General features: G+C 58.2%; 15 protein-coding genes and 1 tRNA gene. 7 read left to right on the forward strand and 9 right to left on the reverse strand.

Translation table 11 applies throughout. The annotated features are described in order from the left end of the window. Window positions 1-55: 55 nt before the first annotated feature. On the reverse strand, window positions 56-367 hold the full coding sequence (locus EOI86_RS20580) for a hypothetical protein (protein ID WP_127767535.1): 312 nt from the start codon (window positions 365-367) through the stop codon (window positions 56-58). Between the two features lie 57 nt (window positions 368-424). Between EOI86_RS20580 and EOI86_RS20585 the strand changes: the two genes are divergently transcribed. Beyond that, window positions 425-2044, forward strand: a complete 1620-nt coding sequence (locus EOI86_RS20585; RefSeq protein WP_127767536.1) for an amidohydrolase — start codon at window positions 425-427, stop codon at window positions 2042-2044. Between the two features lie 67 nt (window positions 2045-2111). On the opposite strand, the gene EOI86_RS20590 is transcribed toward EOI86_RS20585, so the two are convergent. Further along, window positions 2112-2879 carry a class I SAM-dependent methyltransferase gene (locus EOI86_RS20590; protein ID WP_127767537.1) on the reverse strand — a complete coding sequence of 256 codons (768 nt, stop codon included), beginning with the start codon at window positions 2877-2879 and terminating at the stop codon, window positions 2112-2114. A gap of 252 nt (window positions 2880-3131) precedes the next feature. On the opposite strand from EOI86_RS20590, the gene EOI86_RS20595 reads away from it, so the two are divergent. After that, complete coding sequence (locus EOI86_RS20595; RefSeq protein ID WP_127767538.1) at window positions 3132-3461, forward strand: DHCW motif cupin fold protein; 330 nt, start codon at window positions 3132-3134, stop codon at window positions 3459-3461. Window positions 3462-3509: 48 nt separating this feature from the next. Here the strand turns inward: EOI86_RS20595 and EOI86_RS20600 are convergent, their stop codons facing one another. The 3 genes from EOI86_RS20600 to rpmB form a co-directional block, all read right to left on the reverse strand. Beyond that, window positions 3510-4355 carry an SDR family NAD(P)-dependent oxidoreductase gene (locus tag EOI86_RS20600; protein WP_127767539.1) on the reverse strand — a complete coding sequence of 282 codons (846 nt, stop codon included), beginning with the start codon at window positions 4353-4355 and terminating at the stop codon, window positions 3510-3512. Further along, on the reverse strand, window positions 4352-4888 hold the full coding sequence (locus tag EOI86_RS20605; RefSeq protein ID WP_127767540.1) for a carboxymuconolactone decarboxylase family protein: 537 nt from the start codon (window positions 4886-4888) through the stop codon (window positions 4352-4354). The genes EOI86_RS20600 and EOI86_RS20605 overlap by 4 nt, the downstream gene beginning before the upstream one ends. Window positions 4889-5098: 210 nt before the next feature. Beyond that, a complete protein-coding gene (gene rpmB / locus EOI86_RS20610; protein WP_127767541.1) occupies window positions 5099-5392 on the reverse strand; it encodes a 50S ribosomal protein L28 in 294 nt (97 codons plus the stop codon). 395 nt (window positions 5393-5787) lie between these two features. Here rpmB and EOI86_RS20615 point away from each other — a divergent pair, with 395 nt between their 5' ends. From EOI86_RS20615 to EOI86_RS20625, 3 genes are all read left to right on the forward strand, one after another. Continuing rightward, window positions 5788-6300 carry an acyloxyacyl hydrolase gene (locus tag EOI86_RS20615; protein ID WP_127767542.1) on the forward strand — a complete coding sequence of 171 codons (513 nt, stop codon included), beginning with the start codon at window positions 5788-5790 and terminating at the stop codon, window positions 6298-6300. A gap of 116 nt (window positions 6301-6416) precedes the next feature. Beyond that, window positions 6417-7739: a nucleoside recognition domain-containing protein gene (locus EOI86_RS20620; RefSeq protein ID WP_127767543.1), complete on the forward strand. Its 1323-nt coding sequence runs from the start codon at window positions 6417-6419 to the stop codon at window positions 7737-7739. A gap of 122 nt (window positions 7740-7861) precedes the next feature. Then, window positions 7862-7938: transfer RNA gene (locus EOI86_RS20625), tRNA-Arg, on the forward strand. Between the two features lie 109 nt (window positions 7939-8047). Here the strand turns inward: EOI86_RS20625 and rtcA are convergent. The 4 genes from rtcA to EOI86_RS20650 form a co-directional block, all read right to left on the reverse strand. Then, complete coding sequence (gene rtcA, locus EOI86_RS20630) at window positions 8048-9067, reverse strand: RNA 3'-terminal phosphate cyclase (RefSeq protein ID WP_127767544.1); 1020 nt, start codon at window positions 9065-9067, stop codon at window positions 8048-8050. After that, window positions 9064-9858, reverse strand: a complete 795-nt coding sequence (locus EOI86_RS20635; protein ID WP_127767545.1) for a nucleotidyltransferase domain-containing protein — start codon at window positions 9856-9858, stop codon at window positions 9064-9066. Before EOI86_RS20635 ends, rtcA begins: the two co-directional genes overlap by 4 nt. A gap of 42 nt (window positions 9859-9900) precedes the next feature. Continuing rightward, window positions 9901-11124, reverse strand: a complete 1224-nt coding sequence (locus tag EOI86_RS20640) for an RtcB family protein (protein WP_127767546.1) — start codon at window positions 11122-11124, stop codon at window positions 9901-9903. Between the two features lie 825 nt (window positions 11125-11949). Next, the gene (locus tag EOI86_RS20650) at window positions 11950-13509 is read right to left on the reverse strand and encodes a vWA domain-containing protein (RefSeq protein WP_127767547.1); all 1560 of its coding nucleotides are present in this window, start codon (window positions 13507-13509) and stop codon (window positions 11950-11952) included. A gap of 255 nt (window positions 13510-13764) precedes the next feature. Here EOI86_RS20650 and rtcR point away from each other — a divergent pair, with 255 nt between their 5' ends. Continuing rightward, window positions 13765-15357, forward strand: a complete 1593-nt coding sequence (gene rtcR / locus EOI86_RS20655) for an RNA repair transcriptional activator RtcR (protein ID WP_127767548.1) — start codon at window positions 13765-13767, stop codon at window positions 15355-15357. Between the two features lie 1264 nt (window positions 15358-16621). Beyond that, window positions 16622-18913 carry an FAD-dependent oxidoreductase gene (locus EOI86_RS20660; protein WP_127767549.1) on the forward strand — a complete coding sequence of 764 codons (2292 nt, stop codon included), beginning with the start codon at window positions 16622-16624 and terminating at the stop codon, window positions 18911-18913. Window positions 18914-19300 lie beyond the last annotated feature (387 nt).

The following is a 19300-nucleotide window of genomic DNA, read 5'->3' on the forward strand; positions in this document are numbered from 1 at the left end:
TTACTCCGGGGGGATTTTTGGGGATCTGAGATATTAGGTCATTTTAGCGATAAAGTCAATTTATTGTATTTTTTTTCCATTTCTCGTCGGTCAGTTTGTGCTGAGTTGTCGATGCAGAAAAAGTCCCGCCGTAAGGCAAGTCTTTCAAAGAGTTGGGTCGATACTCCACCGGTCTGAGAGAAACTTGGCCCGGCATCGCCGCCGCCAATTCGATGCCGACGATGAGTTCCGTGCCGGCGACGTGGTCGGCCTCTTTAGAGACGAGGGTGAGGATTGCTTTGCCGTCGTCACTAAAGTCCGCGCGGTCGTCGTAGCGATGCCGTAGGTAATTGTTGCAACCAATACCGCAGACTGATTGAGCAGGCACATCGAAGCCGGTACCTTTCCCGCATGACGGCGTCGGGCTGAAACAGGTGGAGCGACCATGGCTGAAAAGTGCGTTTTGATAACCGGTGCGCGGGTTTTCACGGCCGACCCGGAAGCCCCATGGGCGGAAGCGATCGCGATTCGGGACGGCCGCATCGTCCATGTCGGGGATGCGGACGAGGCTGCGTCGGCGGCGGGCCGGGACCCCGAACGGATTGATGCCGCGGGCGGCTTGATCGTACCGGGTTTCGTGGACGGTCATGTCCATATCGCGATGACCGGCGCGGCGATGCGCAAGGCGCAATTGCGCGGCGCCGGCAGCGTCGATGAAATCCGTCGCCGGGTGCAGCAATGGGCCGACGAAAACCCCGACGCCCCGCGCGTCCTCGGCACCGCTTGGGTTCATGGCGATGTGCCGAACGGCCAACCGGACAAGACGATGCTCGACGATATCGTGCCCGACCGGCCGGTTTATCTGGATGCGTTCGACTTTCATTCGACCTGGGTGAACTCGGCGGCGCTGAAGGAACTGGGCATCACCGCAGAGACGCCCGATCCCGTCGGCGGTGAAATCGTGCGCGACCCGGCAACCGGGGAGGCAACCGGCTGGCTGCAGGAGACGGCGACGACCAACATGGTTTGGCCCCTGTTGAGCAACGTGTCGGACGACGAGCTCGATTTGCAGGTCACCGCGGCGCTTGAGGCTTTTGCAAGGGCCGGAATCACCTCGGTCGTTGAAATGGCTCTTGAAGAACCGGCGCTCGCATCCATCGCCCGATTGCAGGCGGCGGGCAAGCTGTCGGCGCGCGTCGTCGGCCATGTCATCATGTGGCGAACCGGCGACCTTGAGCAGGAGTTGGCGCAGGTCGCACGCGCGGCGGAACTGGCGAAGCAGTATCGGGGCGACATGTTGCGGGTTTCCGGCATCAAGTTCATCGGCGACGGCACGATCGACGGCTGCACCGCTGCGTTGAGCCAACCCTATACCGACGGCAGCAACTGCGACCCGATTTGGCCGAGCGACGCGCTGACGCCGATGGTCGCGGCGGCCGACAAGGCCGGCCTGCAGGTCGCCATCCACGCAATTGGCGATGCCACCATCGACGATGCCATCGATGCGATAGAGAATGCCGCCAAGGTGAATGGAACCACCGGCCGGCGACACCGGATAGAGCATCTGGAATATGCCCGCGAAGACCAGATCGACCGGATCGGCCGGATCGGGATCACCGCGTCGATGCAGCCCGTTCATGTCGACCCGGCCTATCTTGCGAACTGGCTGGAGAAGCTCGGCGAAGAGCGCGGGGCCAATGGATTTGCCTGGCCGCTCTACCTGAAGGTCGGTGCGCCGCTGGCCTTTGGCACCGATACGCCGACCGCGCCCTATGAGGCGCTGCCGAATATGTATATTGCCTCGACGCGGAAATCGCCGAGCGACGAGACGATCGAGCCGCATCGCCCGGACTGGGCCCTGCCGATGGAGGATGCGATACGCCACGGCACGCGGGAATCCGCCTGGGCTGCGCATCTCGACACCATCACGGGGTCGTTAAAGGCGGGGATGGCCGCCGACATCGTCATCCTCGACCGCGACTTTTTCGCGGAAGGCCCGACCTCGCTCCTCAAGACCGACGTTCGGCTGACAATGATCGACGGGAAGGTCGTCTATTCGGCTTAAGGGTCCGGCGCGCCCGAGTGACGGCTACGGTGACCGATTGCGTTGTTGGTTTACTTTATCAAACCAATCACGGCAATTCTTGGTCGAACAGCGCGAGCGTATCCATGTTCTGGCGGACCGTGTGGCGGTAGCGTTGGAAGAAGTTGGTGTCGTCGCTGAAGACCGCGAGGTAGTCGCGGCAGTCGGCGGGAAGGGCCGGGGAATAGGCCATCGCCATGCCGGATGGCGTGCGGGTCAAGACGCAGCCTTCCAACCCGCTATCGGCCAGCAGTGCCTTGAAGCCCGACAGCATGTTCCAGTTGATGACATCGTGAAACAAGTAGACGCAATCCTCTGTGGCGTGTTCCCGGATGGCGTGGAAGTCGGCCTGGATGGCATCGTTTTCATGCAGGGCGTCGATCAAAACGAAGTCCACCTTCCCGTCGAACTCGGCACCGACGATGCGGCCGATATCCTTCGGGGACTCGCCCAGGACCGCGCCGCCTTTCAACCCGAGCGATTTGAACGCCGCATTGGTGAAGTCGATGCCGGTCTTCGCCGCATTGTCGACGCCGACTGTCTTCGCCTTGGGAAAGGTCAGCGCCGTCGCAAGCGTGCTCCACCCCATCGCATTGCCGATGACCAGGCAGTTGGCGGGCGTGAGGTAGCTTCCCAGATGTTCCAGGAACATGACCTCCTGCAAAGCGAGGCCGGGACACCCCACGAAACCCGACCCGTCCAGAAAAACGGTGAAGGGCGCGTCCCGCCAATTGAAGAAATGGTGGCTGTTATACCCGGTCACCGGATGCAGCCCCGCATTCTTGTAGATTTTGCACAAAGTCGTGACGATCGACATGGTCCGCTTCCCAATTTCGCGCCCCCGTTTGCACCCTATCGATCCGCATTCTTTGTCTGGTCAGTATAGGGTGAGGCACTGCGCCTTCGAGTGACATTCAGACTATAGCCCGTGATTCTGTTGGGAGGCGATACAGCCCCGCCCACGCATGTTTCAGGCGGGGCCGATTTCAGGCGCCAATGCCTTGTCATTTACAAGCGGCGCCGTAGCGTGCGACCGTGTCGGCCCTTCCTTCCCCAGGAGTCTATATCGATGCAACTTTCCGGCATTCCCTTTGGCCTGACCGACTGGTCGGCGGTGGAGCGGACAGAACACAAAGGCGAGACGGGTACCGCATTCTGGCGCACCTGCACTTTCGGCGACATCCGCGTCCGCATGGTTGAATACAGCCCCGGCTATCTGGCCGACCATTGGTGCAGCAAGGGGCATATTCTGCTGTGCCTGGAAGGCGAATTGACCACGGAATTAGAAGACGGCCGTATCCTGACCCTAACACCCGGCGTCAGTTATCAGGTCGCCGACAATGCGGAGGCCCATCGCTCATCCACCAAGACAGGCGCCAAGCTGTTCGTGGTGGACTAGCCCCCGTCTTCGGACCTGCGCCCTTTATATTTCGGTCCCGTCACCCCATCAGCTTGGCATCGCCGCCGCCAGGCCGCCATCGACGACCAGCTCCGTCGCGGTCACATGCCCCGCTTCCTTGGAAACGAGATAAAGCACGGCATTGGCGACGTCCCATCCGGTGCCCGCCTGTTTCATGGGGATCTGTTGGTTGCGCTTTTCGATGAGGGTCTGGGCGTCGGCCGCGCCGAGTTGGCCGAGGAGGCGCGCCTCGACCAGCGGTGTGTGCAGCAGGCCCGGGATGACGGTGTTGCAACGCAGGCCCTTGGCCGCGTGTTCGATGGCGATGGAGCGGCTGAGCGCGATGACGGCGCTTTTGGTCGCCGTATAGGCGCTATGCACACGCCCTTCCCCCATGCGGATCGCGACGATGGAGGAGAGGTTCACGATCGCCCCGCCGCCCCGTTTCAGAATCTGGGGAATGGTGTATTTGCAGCCGAGATAGGCGCTACTGAGGTTGAGGGCGACCTGCTTGTCCCAGACATCCTCGTCCAGATCCGTAACACCGCCAGGGACGGAGCCGCCGACATTGTTGACCGTGATGTCGATGCCGCCAAAGACCTGGACGCAGGTGTTGACCGCGTCCTGCACGCTTTTGCTGTCGGTCGCGTCCATCACGAAACCCTGCGCCGTGCCGCCTTCCGACAAAATAATCTCCACCGTTTCCTCGACCGCAGCCGCGGTGATATCGGTACAGAAGACCTTCGCCCCGCGCCGGGCTAGCAGGACGGCCGTCGCCTTGCCGTTGCCCCACCCGGGGCCCACGCTGCCCGCACCGCCGACAAAGGCGACCTTGCCGTCCAGACGGAAGAAATCATTCGCATCCGGCGCTCCGTCCAGCTTAGCGGCACTCATACCCAGCCGCCCCTGTCGTCGCCCGCATCAATGTGGAGCGCTTCCAACACGCGGGAGACCATGTTGTAGCCGGCGATGGTGACAGTCAGTTCCAGGATCAGTTTTTCGGTGAAGTGCTGGCGCATCTCGGCGAAGACGTCGTCATCCACATGCACCTTGCGGGTCATTTGGTCACAATAGGCGAGCACGGCGCGTTCCTTCGGGCCATAGGCATCGGAGTTTTGCCAATCGGCGAGGTCGTCGACCTGGGCTTCGGTCAGCCCTTCCTTGAGCGCGATCGGGCGGTGCTGTTGCGCCTCGTACGGGGCGCCGTTGATCAATGCGACCTGCATGATCACCAACTCGCGGATATCGCCCGGCAGGGTGCCTTTCTGGCGAACGGCGGTGAAGAGTTTCAGCCAGCCGTCGGTGATGTCCTCGCTATGCAGCAGCATGGCGTAGAGGTGTAGCACCTCACCGCGTTGGGCCTTGACCCGATCGATAAGGGCGTCGTCCTTGACCGCGTCCGGGGATGCATAGGGAATGCGCGCCATTTCTTCTTCCTCCACTTTCTCTTTTTCAAAGCTTGCACCGAACCGCCATGGGGAGGGGAGTCATTTAGGCATGGGCCCCCGGAACAACGGCATGCACGCAGGGGAACAACAGGGGGCTGGCAGGGTTGGAACCCTGACAATGAAAAAGGCCCGCCGAACGGCAGGCCTTGATCAAAACATAAGAACCCTCGAAAGGGTCAGGCTGTGCCCTTAGGCGGCAACCTTGGCCATCCGGCGCGAAATGCGCTTTTTCAGGCGCTGCGCTTCTTCCGGCAGTTTCCGGTTCGGCGTCTTCAACAGGAACGCATCCAAGCCGCCGTTCTTTTCGATGGTGCGGATCGCGTTCGTCGTCAGGCGCAGGCGAACCTGTTCGTTCAGCGCATCGCTCATCAACCGCGTCGACTGCAGGTTCGGCAGGAACCGGCGACGTGAGTGATTCATGGCGTGCGACACGTTGTTGCCGGTCATGACGCCTTTACCGGTGATCGTGCAACGTCTGGACATGATACAAATCCTTTTTCGGCGCTTGATTACGAGCGCCGGCTTTTTAGAAACTGGCTTTCCCAACAGTCTTCTGCGCGTCGGCCCAATCACTTGCCGCCATCTGGGAAGACCCAGGGAAACAATGCGATCCACCGCCCGACCGGTTTGAACCCGTGCGCGAAGCGCTGTCTTCTAGTGCACGGTGCAGGACCCGTCAAGCGCGGATAACCCAGATTCGTGCAGGAAACGCGCTGGAAACGTGCAGGATAACGACGAAAAACCGCCAAGCTTCCGCAACCGTCGCATTCGGGCCACATTGCCTAACCAAATTGCGCCAAGGGCTTGTCCCTCAACGGTCTTTCGCTATCATGCGCCAACTTGATTGCCAATATTGCTCGCCAGGGGGAGGTCGCTTGATGATCAAGCGTTTAGCAGCCGTCTTTTTGTCCGTTCTGATTCTCGGAACCGGGCTTGCTTCCACCGCCCAGGCAGGCGGTGACCCAGCCTTTATTCGGTTCGGTGGCGGATATTACGACATCAATGACGACCAGGATGCTGGCGAATTCCATCTGGAATACATAACCGATCTGGATTGGTGGATCTTCACCCCCATGGTCGGCGTGATGGCGACGACCGACGCCGCGGCCTATGTCTATGCGGGCATTCGCGCGGATATCTATTTGGGCCGGCGCTGGGTGATCACCCCGCAATTCGCCCCGGGGCTGTATCACGACGGCGACGGCAAGGATCTGGGCCATGTCATCGAATTCCGGTCGGGGCTTGAGGTCGCCTACCGGTTCGACGACCGCAGCCGCTTGGGCCTGACGCTGTATCACCTGTCGAATGCCAGCCTGGATGACAACAATCCGGGCACCGAAGTGGTGACGCTGCACTACTCACTGCCGATGACCAGTCTGTTCAACGACTGACCTGAACGGCATTTCCAAGCACGAATCGCATGTGAACCGGCCCAGGCCGGTTGCGTAACTGCGCCCGAATCGCGGCAAACTGATCCCCTTACTCCGCCATAGGATCGGGCTGCGCCATGAACGCCATTTTCTTCGCCATCGTCCTGATCGCCTTTTCGGTCGCGGCCTTCCGCCAAGTCACTTGGGTCGCCGAAACGCCGGAAGATGTCAGCCCGATGGACGCACTGGGCATCGGCATGATCGACACGGCGGAAGCCTCGGTCACGCTGGCGATCGGTCTGGTCGGTGTGATGGCCTTGTTCCTGGGCCTGATGAAAGTCGCCGAGCACGGCGGTTTGCTGGTCATCATCGCCAAGCTACTGCGCCCACTGATGAAGCGCCTGTTTCCCGAAGTCCCCGCCGACCATCCGGCGATGGGGGCGATGATCCTGAACATCTCGGCCAATGTCATGGGACTCGGCAACGCCGCAACGCCTTTCGGCATCCGCGCGATGCAGGAATTGGACAAGCTGAACCCGGAAAAGGGCACGGCGACCAATGCGATGGCGTTGTTCCTGGCGATCAACACGTCCAGTGTCACCTTGTTGCCGACCGGCGTGATTGCGCTGCGTGCCGCGGCGGGGTCGAACGATCCGGCCGGGATCGTACCGACCACACTGGTCGCCACGATCTGTTCCACCACCGTCGCCATCGTGATGGCGAAACTGTTGCAGCGCTATTGGGCTTCTTCCTCCCCCATCCCATCGTCCGGCACAGCCACGACATCCGCGCCGGAGGGAGAGGGCGAGACCGTGCCCGAAGACGCGCGGGACCTGTCGAAAGCGGATCAAGCCTATCCGGCCGCCGCCTCCATCATCGCGTTGCTCTGCCTGTTCGCCTTGGTGCCGCTGACCGTCATTTACGGGAAGGAAATCGCGCCCTGGATCATTCCAGGCCTGATGATGGCGCTGCTCGCCTTTGGCGTCGCCAAGAAAGTGCCGGTCTATGAAAGCTTCGTGGAAGGGGCGAAGGACGGGTTCAACGTAGCCCTGCGCATCATCCCCTATCTGGTGGCGATTCTGGTCGCGGTCGGCATGTTCCGGAACAGTGGGGCGATGGAATTGTTGATCGTGCCACTTTCCGCCGTGACCGGGCCGCTGGGGCTACCGGCCGAAGCCCTGCCGATGGCGCTGCTACGGCCGCTTTCCGGCTCCGGCGCCTATGGCATACTCGCCTCGATCATCAATGACCAAGCGATCGGGCCGGACAGCTATACGGGCTATCTGGTGAGCACCTTCCAGGGCTCGACGGAAACGACCTTTTATGTGCTCGCGGTCTATTTCGGCGCGGTGCAGATCCGCCGCATCCGCCATGCGCTGGTTACCGCGCTCAGCGCCGACCTGGCCGGCATCATCGCCGCGGTTGTCATTTGTTCCATCCTATATGGCAGCTTGGCCTAGGCCGGGGTGCCGAGGGGGTGCACAATCGAGACTTTGCCACAGGCGAAAGGTCTGCTATTTCACCCCTCGCCCGGATGGTCGGACAACCGTTCCTGCTGGCCGGGTTCGCCGTTTGTGGCGACGCGCCCGTAGCTCAGTAGGATAGAGCACCAGATTCCTAATCTGGGGGCCACAGGTTCGAATCCTGTCGGGCGCACCAATTATTTCAATGGGTTAGAGAGAGTGGAGCAGGCGGTTTTACAATCGGGTTTTGCACCATCCTGTGCTCTGCAACTTTCCTTCAATCAACTCCCGGCCCTAAAGCGACGTTAGCCAACGATCTCGACCAACTTTGTTCTTTTTCCCTGATCAGAGAATCGGAACTTGATACCCGTGAATCGCTCAATGAGTTTTGCCGCAGTCCTTGTATGCTCGCTTTGTCTGACTGTCGTAAACGCACCGCCTTTCGCCAGTGCAAAGGGCAACAGCAACTGGTCCTGAAGATAAGGTCCGGCAAAAGCTTCCAATGCCAGATAACCGGCCATGCTTCTTGCTGCAGACTTCGCAAGTTTTTCAGCAGGCACACCGAGCTTCCCGAAGCTGGATACGACTTCTGTGATGTTCTCGAACTCTGCTTCGACCAATAGAGCGTTGCCCGGTCCATGTTCGCCAGGCAACTGACGAATAGTAAAGGCATCATCCGGCCATTCCGACAGGACCTTGCGTGCCGCAGTCAACTCACGTTCGGCAATATCTCGCGGAATACCCGCAAGCACGGCTTCTACCCGCCCTTGCATGAAAGCCCCTCTCTCGAGGCACTCGATCGAGCGCAGTGCGGACGGTTCTATCTCAACAACAATGCGGCCGCCGCCACGTGGAAAGAATCCGTGCCTTTCCAATTGGATGGAGACCTTCGGACCCATTCGACTGAGGATCGGCAATAGGGCCTTCTGCATGAATTCGAAGGGCGGCGCGGCCATGGCATGCGTTCCCCCCTCAATCACAAGGTGCGAAGGACCGTTTGCCAACAACAGCGGCATCAACACAGTCTGCAATACAAGACTCGTGCTACCCGCCGTGCCAATTGCGAAATTGTAGTTGCCCGGCTTCACTCGACCAGGTTGGAATGAGAGCGAGCTTGATCCAACGGCCAAGCCAGAGCATTTCGCATCACCGATAGTACATGCTGCCTCAAGCGCGGTGACGTGCTGCCGCATCAACCCCGGCTTGGCGCGCCCACCCCTGATGTTCTCAATTGTGAAAGGTTCGCCGGTCAGCAATGACAGGGCTGCCGCATAGCGCAACACCTGACCGCCTCCTTCTCCTTCTGAACCGTCAATAGTAATCATTCTTCATTTACCAGTTGCAGGAAGAGCGCTTCGGCTTCGTCCATGAATTGATCGTCTCTCGGGCGCTCCGGCACTTCGCTTACCCGTTGCAGTTCGTCCTCGATCAAACGCTCCACGCTGGGAAGTTGGATTGTGTTTCCAGCTTCACGGGTCTGGGCCTTGCGGGCGATCAACTCGTGAATCTGATCCACCACGGCCTGCTCGACCTGCGCCGCCTCCATCAAAGGCAGTATGTTCATCGGCGGACGGCGTCCAGGATCCAGCCGCAAAGCCCGCACCGAAAGCGCGGGCCGCAATGCGTAGAAGTAACGCTTTGCCGAAACGGTCCCGTCGTCGTTGAACCACCGACTGACCGCACCCCTCCCCAGGTTTGCGTAATGCTTCGCATACCCGCGCGGATTGAAGTGCCGAGTCGCCAGGTCGGACAACTTTCCGATCACGGGGTCGTCCACAACGTACCGAACAGGGCTGTCCATCCATTCGGACAACACGGCGTTGTGTTTAAGCAGCAGTGCAAGCGCTTTGCGAATGTCCCAACCGTTCAAGTCGATTTCATCGACAATAGGACGCTCGATTACGTCCCGTGGCGGCATCAAAGACAAATAGGCGTTACGAGGCCTGACGTAGAGGAACCGCACATCGTAGTCGCTGTCGGGTGACGGGAACCCCCAGGCTCGCGAACCGGACTCGACAGCCATTAACAAGCGTGCGCCTTCCTCACTCGCCAGATTGGCAAGCCGGGTTTCGATCTCGGCACGAACCGCTGCCGGTATGACGACTTTCTCCTGCATGGGATGCTCCCGACTGGGTGAAGGCGGTGAACGTGAAGGGGATCACCCCTTCACGCACACTACCTGCTTCAAGGTATGTACGATCTCGACAAGATCGGCCTGTGCGGCCATCACCGCCTCGATCGGCTTGTAGGCCTTGGGCGTTTCATCGATCACGCCTTCATCCTTACGGCATTCGATGCCGATGGTGTCGGCGATATGCTCGTCGAGCGTCACAAGCTTCTTCGCTTGTGTCCGGCTCATAACGCGGCCAGCTCCATGCGAGCAGCTATCGAAGCTCTCGGCATTGCCAAGTCCGCGCACGATGAAGCTCTTCGCCCCCATCGATCCGGGGATAATGCCCATCGTACCCTTAGCGGCACGTACCGCCCCTTTACGGGTGACGAGCACGTTTTCGCCGAAATGGCTTTCCCGCGTCACATAGTTGTGGTGGCAGTTAACCGCCTCGCATTCAGCCTCAAACGGCTTTGCGATTTCACTGCGCAAAGCATCCAGCACATGTGTCATCATTACCCGCCGGTTCAACTTGGCGAAGTCCTGCGCCCATTCAACCGCTTCGACATAGTCATCGAAATGATCGGTCCCTTCCGGGAAATAGGCGAGGTCCTCGTCCGGCAGATTGATATGCCATGTCCGCATGTCCTTCTTTGCCAGTTCGATGAAGAACCGCCCGATCGCGTTGCCGATTCCCCGGCTACCCGAATGGAGCATCACCCACACGCGCTGGTCCTGATCCAGGCACAGCTCGATGAAATGGTTCCCAGTCCCGAGCGTCCCTAGATGTACCAATTGGTTGGTATTCTTCAAACACGGGTATTTCTCGCAAAGCGCATCGAAACGTATTTTCAGCAAAGACCAGGCATCGATCACCGACTGCGGGGGATCGCCCCACGCACCCTTGTCCCGCCCACGCCCGGTCGACCGACCGTGCGGCACCGCCGCCTCGATCGCCATCCGGATCGCAGCAAGATTGTCGGGAAGGTCGCTCGCAACAAGCGAGGTCCGCGCCGCCATCATGCCGCACCCAATATCGACACCTACGGCCGCCGGGATGACGGCGCCTTTGGTCGGAATCACCGAACCCACAGTAGCACCGATTCCAACATGCACGTCGGGCATCGCCGCGACATGCTTGAAGATGAACGGCATCCGCGCTGCCTTGGCGAGCTGCTCCCGGGCCTTTTCGTCTACCGGAACACCGCGGGTCCACATCTTGATCGGAGACCCGCCTCCCACGTCCTGGTATTCATAAGTCGTTTCGGTCATTTTGACCTCCTTAATTTACCATCATAAGTACTAGCGACGAGGTTTGGCGAGACAGTCCAGATAGAAATCTGGCGGTGGCTTCGAAACACCTCGGCCATAGGGCCTTACCATGTAGTCCCGCCGGCATTCGCCAGCTTCCATCGCACTTGCGCGCAATTGCCTATCTGCATTTGCGCAAGCACCGGCGGCGAGTTGGTGGCGAGACGGCTTTCCTGAGCTACTCCGGTTCCCCGGGGGCGGACTTGAACCGCCGACCTCCTGCTCGCGCAGGTGCTCTATCCATGTAGTCCCGCCGGCATCCGCCAGCTTTGAAAAACGGTCACGGCGACGAGGTTTGGGAAAGACATTGCCCCAAAGGGCGCCGCTCTATCCGCTGAGCTACGGGCCCCCATTTTATGGACCCGGCGGGATTCGAACCCGCGACCTGCATCGTGGAAGGATGTAGTCCTTACCCGGCATTCGCCGTGACTTTAACTTCTGAACTCTGGCGACGAGAAATGGTGAAACATCGGTCCTTAAGCTACGCTCCTACGGCGGGATTCGAACCCGCATCTCCCCTTCCGTACTCCCATTCGGGAAGACGTAACGGGCGCTTTACGCATCGGACCTCAGGTTTGAGGATGTAGTTCCACCGGCATTCGCCACGGTCTGTTTTTGTCTTCAAGCTATGAAGGTCACGGCGACGAGGGTTGAGAAAGACTTGCCCTTTCGGGCTGGTGCTCTACCAGGCTGAGCTACCGCCGGTTTCCCGACAGGCAGGATTCGAACCTGCGACATCCACATTGGCAGTGTAGTCCTTCCCGGCATTCGCCGTGACCTTCTTATTCAGATCTCCACTTCGTTTACAATTTTGACCCAATCACGCGATCCGCCGGAAGCGAAGCGAGCCATTGCGTCGAACACGGCATCGGTGAAACCACCGACATTCATGATGTCATCGCGATCCTTGGCTTGCGTTGAACCGTATGGCTGGATGTCGATGCAGACCATCTTTGCGCCCCGGTTGCGGGCCTTAAGCTTGTTCCACTCCGTCATCGTCGCCGTTGCGTCTCCGCACGACCAGGGCCGCTCGGTATCGAACCAGGACTGATTGTCCGAAACGATGATCACCGTACCGACCTTCGCTTTTTCACGGTTCAGCTTGGCCAACGGAGCCGAGACATTTGTCCCGCCTCCCCCAACCGACGCCAGCTTTGCGGCGTTAACCGCAACGCGAGCATTGGGATCGAGAGCCAGATCGATCACACACGTTTCGAACGGCAGCACACGCGTCCGCGGATTGCTCCGCAACATCGCGGCTGCCACCAATGCGGCGATATCGATGCAGCGCACGACCGAGGTCGCTCCTTTTCGATATCCGGTCGCCGGCGAGCCCATAGAGCCCGACACGTCCGGGCAAACCACGACGTTGCCTTCCAGCATCGGAACATTCATGAGCGACTGTTCCATTGCCTTTTCGAGCGAAGCCTGGACCTCCAGCGGGACCCCGTCCCCCACTTGGGCCAACGCGGTCATCAACTGATAGGGCGCAGGACGAACCTTCGCCATCGCCTGGCTATCCGCCAGCCGGGCCGCGACCATTTCGGTCACGCCGTCGACGCGAAAGGCGCCTTGGCGCGCAAGCGTGTTAAGGTTCATCCTCAATGCCTGCCAACCCATACGGCCAGCCAGCACACCCCATTGCTTCGCGGTCAATTCGAAAGCGGTCAGCCACTCGAGGGGCACGTCGGGCAGGGGCCGCGAACGGTCCGCCTTCCACACCTCGTATGCAGCGATCTCTTTCGGCAACGCTTCGACATCGTACGGCTTGCCGATCAACCAACCATACAGAGCACGCCGCTCGACATTGGACGGGGCCGGGTGGACCATCTTCACGATATCCGCCAAGCTCGGCGCCGAGCCCGTCGCCGCCCGCATCAGCTGGTGGATCGAGGCCTGTTCCAGCCATTCCCGCACCAACCGCTTCGGACGGGACCCGAGCGATGCCCGCCCGGCCTGACCCGAACGCATGATCTGCACGAAGTTGCGCAGCATGCGGCCGTTATCGATCACCCGCTTGAACACCTGAACCGAGAGATCCGGGTCGGACGAGGTCAACAATGCCGTAAGCAAAGCAGGCATGTCCTTCATCGCACCAGATTGCCGAGCATAGATCGCGCATTTCGCCACCCATTCCGCATCCACCGCATAGGCGGCCTTCAGTGCTTCGGCGAGTTGCACCTGGGCATCCGAATAGAAACCGTCGGACAGCGTGCCGGTCGCGGCGAGCTGCGCCAATTTCGCTTCGGGGCCGTAGGCATAGGCGCTGCCGCCTGCCCGATTCACTTTGTCGGTGCGCGGCAGGATTTTTGCCATAGCCGAGGAAAACAAAGTCTTGTTGGCCATCGTCCTACTCCATCTTTCCGGATTTCGGGCGGCCGGCCCATTCCGGCCGCCCATATTCCCGTTTCCGCCGGGTGTTCACCTACCCGACACGCCATAGATAGCAGGCGACGTGCCAGATCCGAAAAGCATGAGAAAAAATCTGTTAAGTTATTGAATTTTCGTTATTTATTTCTTTTCCCGTCTCAATTTGCTCGTTGACGATTTGGGATTTTTATATCCTGTTGTATACACTCTTATAAAATTATATCGTTCCTTATGAAATCAAATACTGTCATCGGCTTTCTCGGCTCGACTCTCGACGCGGCCAAATTTGGACCGACCCGCTGGAACAAGTGGCGGCCGACGGTGAGCATTTGCATGCAGGAAGATCTGCGGGTCGATCGCTTCGTTCTGATCCATGGGAGCTTCCACAAACGTCTCGCCAACTTTGTGGCGCAGGACATTCGGGAAGTTTCTCCCGAAACTGAAATATTGCTACAGGTGATGGATTTTGAGGACGCCTGGGATTTCGAAGAGGTCTACGGGAAGCTACTCGACTTTGCGCGTGGCTTTCCGTTTGATCCCGACAGCCATGATTACCTCGTTCATATCACGACAGGAACGCATGTTGGGCAGATCTGCCTCTTCCTGCTAACCGAAGCCCGTTATCTACCCGGCAAGCTCCTGCAGACTCAGCCGCAGAAGGGAGCGCCGCAGCCGATCGGGACGTGGAACGTCATCGACCTCGATCTTTCGCGCTACGACTCCATTGCCACTCGCTTCGCGGAAGCAAAAGCGGAAAGTACGAGTGTTCTGAAGAGCGGAATCGAAACACGCAATGCCGCCTTCAACCATATGATCGACGAGATTGAGCAGGTCGCCGTACGAAGCCGGTCGCCAATCCTGTTAATGGGTCCCACAGGGGCTGGAAAAAGCCAACTCGCACGCAAGGTTTACGATCTCAAGAGACTGCGTCACCAAGTTAGCGGGCCATATGTGGAAGTGAATTGCGCCACGTTAAAGGGCGATAGCGCTATGTCAGCGCTGTTCGGTCACAAGAAAGGGGCATTCACAGGCGCAGTGCAGGATCGTCCGGGCCTCCTCAAAAGCGCCGACAAGGGTCTCCTATTCTTGGACGAGATTGGCGAACTCGGCCTCGATGAGCAGGCGATGATTTTGCGCGCTGTCGAAGAAGGGCGATTCCTGCCGGTTGGTTCGGACAATGAAGTGAAAAGTTCTTTCCAGCTTATCGCCGGCACAAATCGCAATCTGATGGAAGAAGTCGCTGCCGGGAACTTCCGGGAAGATCTCTTTGCTCGACTGAACCTCTGGACATTTACGCTGCCGGGTCTGGCAGATCGACGGGAAGATATAGAGCCAAATCTTGACTACGAACTTGAACGCTTCGCAGAGCGGGAAGGCGCACGGGTCACCTTCAACAAAGAGGCGCGCGAGCGTTATGTCTCCTTTGCCGAAAGCCCATCGGCGTCATGGCAGGGCAATTTCCGCGACCTGGCGGCCAGTGTCACACGCATGGCGACGCTCTGTCCCGGTGGTAGAATCGATCGCGATGTGGTGGAGTCTGAAGTGAGTCGCCTTAAACGACTCTGGTCGGGGGAGAACCGATATGATGATCAGTTGGAAGAATTACTCGGACCCGAACAACTTTCTGCCATTGATCCATTCGACCTTGTACAACTCGAATTCGTCATAAGAGCCTGCCAACGCAGCAGAAGCATTTCCGAAGCCGGGCGCGGCCTTTTCAATGTATCGCGCGAACAGCGAAAATCGACCAACGATGCAGATCGTCTGCGCAAGTATCTAGCTAAGTTTGGGCTGACTTGGTCCTCAATCAACAACGTTGCCTGAGCTAAAAGGTCAGTGAGCATGGTGTAAATTTTGTTGCTCGACTGAGATCCGCATCAAGTTTGGGCAGGCGGCCGGGCGATTGCGGAAAAAAATGCCTTGTGTAGACGGTTGTAAACAGCGCGCAAATGACATCAGCGTATCCGGTATATTTTCGTGATTTTTCTCTAACCGGTTTTACAATTGGTTTCCTGCTTTGTTGAGTTTCAATGGGTTAGAAAACGGCAAACAAAGGCGGAACTTTGCAATACGCCATTGAAATTATTCAAAAACCCCACAACTCCTAATCTGGGGGCCACAGGTTCGAATCCTGTCGGGCGCACCAAACCGTTCTACAAATCATAGAGGACGCTGCTCATCCGGCGGCATTTGATTGGTGAACGCTGCATCCGAAGTTACTTACTTTTGTGTGAAACGACTTTTGGGGCGAGTAGCCCCAAGATTCGTAGACGCCTTCTTCGGCAAAATTGGTGCGCGGAGACCGATAGGGGCAATGCCATTTTCACAGATGATTTCGCTTCGCGGACCTTCGATTAAAGCGGGGGAGGCAGTCTCACACCTCACCAAGCGGGGCTCTTCGGTAGCGGAGTTTCTGCCCGACAGGGTGCTCGCCAGTATTCACTCTATGTATGGTTACCGCCATTCGCACCGTCTTTCGACGGTGCGGACAAGGGTGCGGGGATTCGGCGCTTGAACCGCGAGTAGATACGGGTGACCGAGGAGCACGACATCTTAAAAATGGGCACCGCGTCTTTCGCCATGAATTCGGCATGAGCGCGCCATTGTTCTGAGGGGTATGCCGAAAAAAGTGACATCCGCATTCGCCGCGCATGATCGCTTGCTCTATTCGGATCCGGCGATGTGCCTCTGCTTTCGTATCCATCCGGTTGACCTCTATGCCTGCCTGTAGCCCGCCCCTAGCAAGCGGGCCTGAAAGGACTCCCGGCAGACCGCGATGCTACTGAAGGGCTGGACCGTGGGTGGCCAGGATCAAAATCGAGATCGGCTACAAACAGCGACCGAAGCCCAATTCGGGCGCACCACTTCCTTCATGTAAAAAAAGCGCGTTAAGGAACGCACCATCAAACACCACCGCTTGAACCATCAGCGGCAAGCCGCGTAACATCATCCGAGTTGAGCCAATAATTGTGTACGATCGCACAACCAACTGGCCCATATATCCTGACGACGAACACCAATCATCTCCGCAAATTGCTCGCACCAAAGCTAGTGCGCACGCTTGCATTTCAGAACGATCGGAAAAGAAATGACCACTGAGGCAATCGCAACAGTAAAAGCGCTTTGGCGCTATCCATTGAGCTCCGCTGGCGGCGAGCGTCTAGAAACATTGCAAATTGCTTCTTCGGGTCCGGTTGGCGATCGTATGTTCGGTCTGTTTGATGACGCGACCGGCGAAATCGTTTTCCCCGCCAAGCAACGGCACTGGAACGGCGTTGCGACGATTTCGGCAAAACTCATCGATGATGTACTGATGATATCAACGGATGAAACGTCATGGCACAAACCCGCCGACCCCGCGGCGAAAACGGCGACCAAGGAGATTTTTGGCCGTGAGGTATCAGCGGTCAAATATGGCGCCGATCTAGGCAATTCCCCGGCATCTCCGAGATACGCGCATAGCCCTATTCATTTGTTAAGTACACAGGCGCTAAATGCATTGAAACGGTTGCTTCCGGATAGCGTCATCGATGAGCGGCGCTTTCGGCCCAACATTCTTGCTGATTTTGGGCTAGAGGAAATTGCCGGCGAACCTCCTGAATACCAGTTACTGGGCAAAGAGTTTCGAATTGGCGATGTCACTCTAAGAGGCACTCGGCCTTGCGGACGATGCGGCTTTACGACGTTGAAGCAGATCGGCCTACCGGAAGATCGCGACGTTCTTCGAACGTTGATGAGCAGCTTTGACCAGGATTTCGGTATTTATTGCGAGGTTGTGGAGCCTGGCGAGATTCATATCAGCGACCGCCTCGCCCGCCAGAGTGTGGACACGGCCAAGGCAAAAATCATCATTGTCGGGGCGGGACAAGCGGGCGCCATGGCGGCGCGCAGCCTTCGGGAGTTGGGACATACAGGCCCAATCACGATTTTTGGTGACGAGCGACATATGCCATATGAGCGGCCGCCATTGACGAAGCCACGCAGTGGCACTGCAGCGCAATCCAAGTTGGACACCATTTTATCTGGAGATCAGGCCGAGGCGCTTGATATCAAAGTTGGCCTCTGTGAGACAGTGGTTTCAATTGACCGCAGTTCAGGTTCGGTCGAAACCGCAAGCGGTGCAAAGCATCCCTATGATCGTCTCATAATTTCAACCGGAGGAAACCCGCGCCATTTGCCTGGCCTGAGCCGCGGTTATAGTCATATCCATGCGATCCGCACGATAGACGACGCACGCAACCTAGGTTTTTCGCTTCAAACCGCCAAGCGCATTTTCGTTTTAGGTGCTGGCTGGCTGGGTCTTGAAATTGCAGCGATGGCTCGCGGGTCGGGCATTGACGTCGATGTTTTTGATCGTGAAACCTATCCCTGCTCAAGAGTCTTGCCGGAGGACGTCGGTGACTTCATTGCTGCGGTTCACGTGGAGCACGGTGTCAATTTCCATTTGGGGAGCGAGCCAAACTTCGTCGAATGTCCCGATGGAGTGGAAGCGACAATCGACGGCAACTCAAAGCGCGCCGATCTCCTCGTGTCGTGTATCGGCATTTATGCTAACGATCATTTGGCGCGGCTCGCTGGCCTCGACTGTGACAATGGTATCCTTACCGATCGCAACGGCGCGACGTCGGATCCGAAGATCTTTGCCATCGGCGATGTCTCTAGACAACGCGATGCACGCCATCCGCAAGGTCTTCGCTTGGAGAGTTGGCAAAACGCCAACGAACAGGCAGGCCGGGCCGCGCGGGCTATCATGGGCTTGGAGCAGGCACCTGTCGCAGCGCCCAGCTTTTGGTCAGATCAATATGATTTGAGAATCCAGATTGCGGGCCTGCCCGACCCGCACGCCATTCTGAAATCGGTCGACGGCGATGCGAAGCCTCTCTGGCGGTTCGAGGATTTCATAGTGGGCATCAATCGGCCCAAGGAAGTTCGGCAGTATTCACTTAAATCAGAGTCACAACAGGTCGAAACAACACCGACCGCCGAACCGGTAGCCGGCACGTCAGGTGTTGCCGGCACCACAGAAACGTACGCCACCGAAAACAGGAGGATCACACGGCTCGTCTTGGGAGGGCGCGATATGCTGGAAGACGGCGAGATCAGACGTGTTGCCATCGACTCTGTCGGTACGCTGGCGCTCGTTAGGCAGGGTGAAAACTATTACGCAATTGAGGACCGATGCCCACACGCGGATGCTTCCTTGTCGGAAGGCTTCATTGAAGAAGAAAGAATTGTTTGCCCCGTTCACTTTGCTGAGTTCGACTTGGTTACCGGGAACACAACAAACGCACCGAAAGGATGCCCGAACGCTAAAACATACCATGTTGAGCCAGAGGGTGATCTCCTTTTTCTTCACGTCCCAAGTTCGGGTAATGACTAGTTTCTCCGACTGTTATGTGAAGAGTCTTCCCCGTTCGCACTCATGGAACATGCTTGAGGTAACCGCGTAACAACGGATTTGCGGCTTATGATATAGACCGGCAGGGGAACGGAGATAATGCAGATATCCGTGACCGAGACGCCGACAGCCGAACAATCGGCCCTTGGCATCCAACGCAAGATGCGGATGCCGCGCAAACCAACCGTCCCGGGTAAAGCCGTCAAATTTTGTCGCGCGCCGCGTCGATCTGCAGCCACGTGGAGCACAAAGGCCCCATCGTTTAGGACAAAATTGACGGCATTGGCGCCTCGATATCCGTATGGGTCCGCTAGCCTGAGCGCCTTTGCTCACCCAAGCGACGAGTCGGGACTTTCATTCCTCCACGAC

The organism is Hwanghaeella grinnelliae, assembly GCF_004005845.1.
GTDB lineage: Bacteria > Pseudomonadota > Alphaproteobacteria > UBA8366 > Aestuariispiraceae > Hwanghaeella > Hwanghaeella grinnelliae.

Bases quoted from the DNA above. Each gene is read 5' to 3' on its own strand.
- EOI86_RS20660 (WP_127767549.1), top strand. From the start codon at position 16,622: ATGACCACTGAGGCAATCGCAACAGTAAAAGCGCTTTGGCGCTATCCA.
- EOI86_RS20640 (WP_127767546.1), bottom strand. From the start codon at position 11,124: ATGACCGAAACGACTTATGAATACCAGGACGTGGGAGGCGGGTCTCCG.
- rtcR (WP_127767548.1), top strand. From the start codon at position 13,765: ATGAAATCAAATACTGTCATCGGCTTTCTCGGCTCGACTCTCGACGCG.
- EOI86_RS20595 (WP_127767538.1), top strand. From the start codon at position 3,132: ATGCAACTTTCCGGCATTCCCTTTGGCCTGACCGACTGGTCGGCGGTG.
- EOI86_RS20635 (WP_127767545.1), bottom strand. From the start codon at position 9,858: ATGCAGGAGAAAGTCGTCATACCGGCAGCGGTTCGTGCCGAGATCGAA.
- EOI86_RS20590 (WP_127767537.1), bottom strand. From the start codon at position 2,879: ATGTCGATCGTCACGACTTTGTGCAAAATCTACAAGAATGCGGGGCTG.
- EOI86_RS20605 (WP_127767540.1), bottom strand. From the start codon at position 4,888: ATGGCGCGCATTCCCTATGCATCCCCGGACGCGGTCAAGGACGACGCC.
- rpmB (WP_127767541.1), bottom strand. From the start codon at position 5,392: ATGTCCAGACGTTGCACGATCACCGGTAAAGGCGTCATGACCGGCAAC.
- EOI86_RS20585 (WP_127767536.1), top strand. From the start codon at position 425: ATGGCTGAAAAGTGCGTTTTGATAACCGGTGCGCGGGTTTTCACGGCC.
- rtcA (WP_127767544.1), bottom strand. From the start codon at position 9,067: ATGATTACTATTGACGGTTCAGAAGGAGAAGGAGGCGGTCAGGTGTTG.
- EOI86_RS20600 (WP_127767539.1), bottom strand. From the start codon at position 4,355: ATGAGTGCCGCTAAGCTGGACGGAGCGCCGGATGCGAATGATTTCTTC.
- EOI86_RS20615 (WP_127767542.1), top strand. From the start codon at position 5,788: ATGATCAAGCGTTTAGCAGCCGTCTTTTTGTCCGTTCTGATTCTCGGA.
- EOI86_RS20620 (WP_127767543.1), top strand. From the start codon at position 6,417: ATGAACGCCATTTTCTTCGCCATCGTCCTGATCGCCTTTTCGGTCGCG.
- EOI86_RS20650 (WP_127767547.1), bottom strand. From the start codon at position 13,509: ATGGCCAACAAGACTTTGTTTTCCTCGGCTATGGCAAAAATCCTGCCG.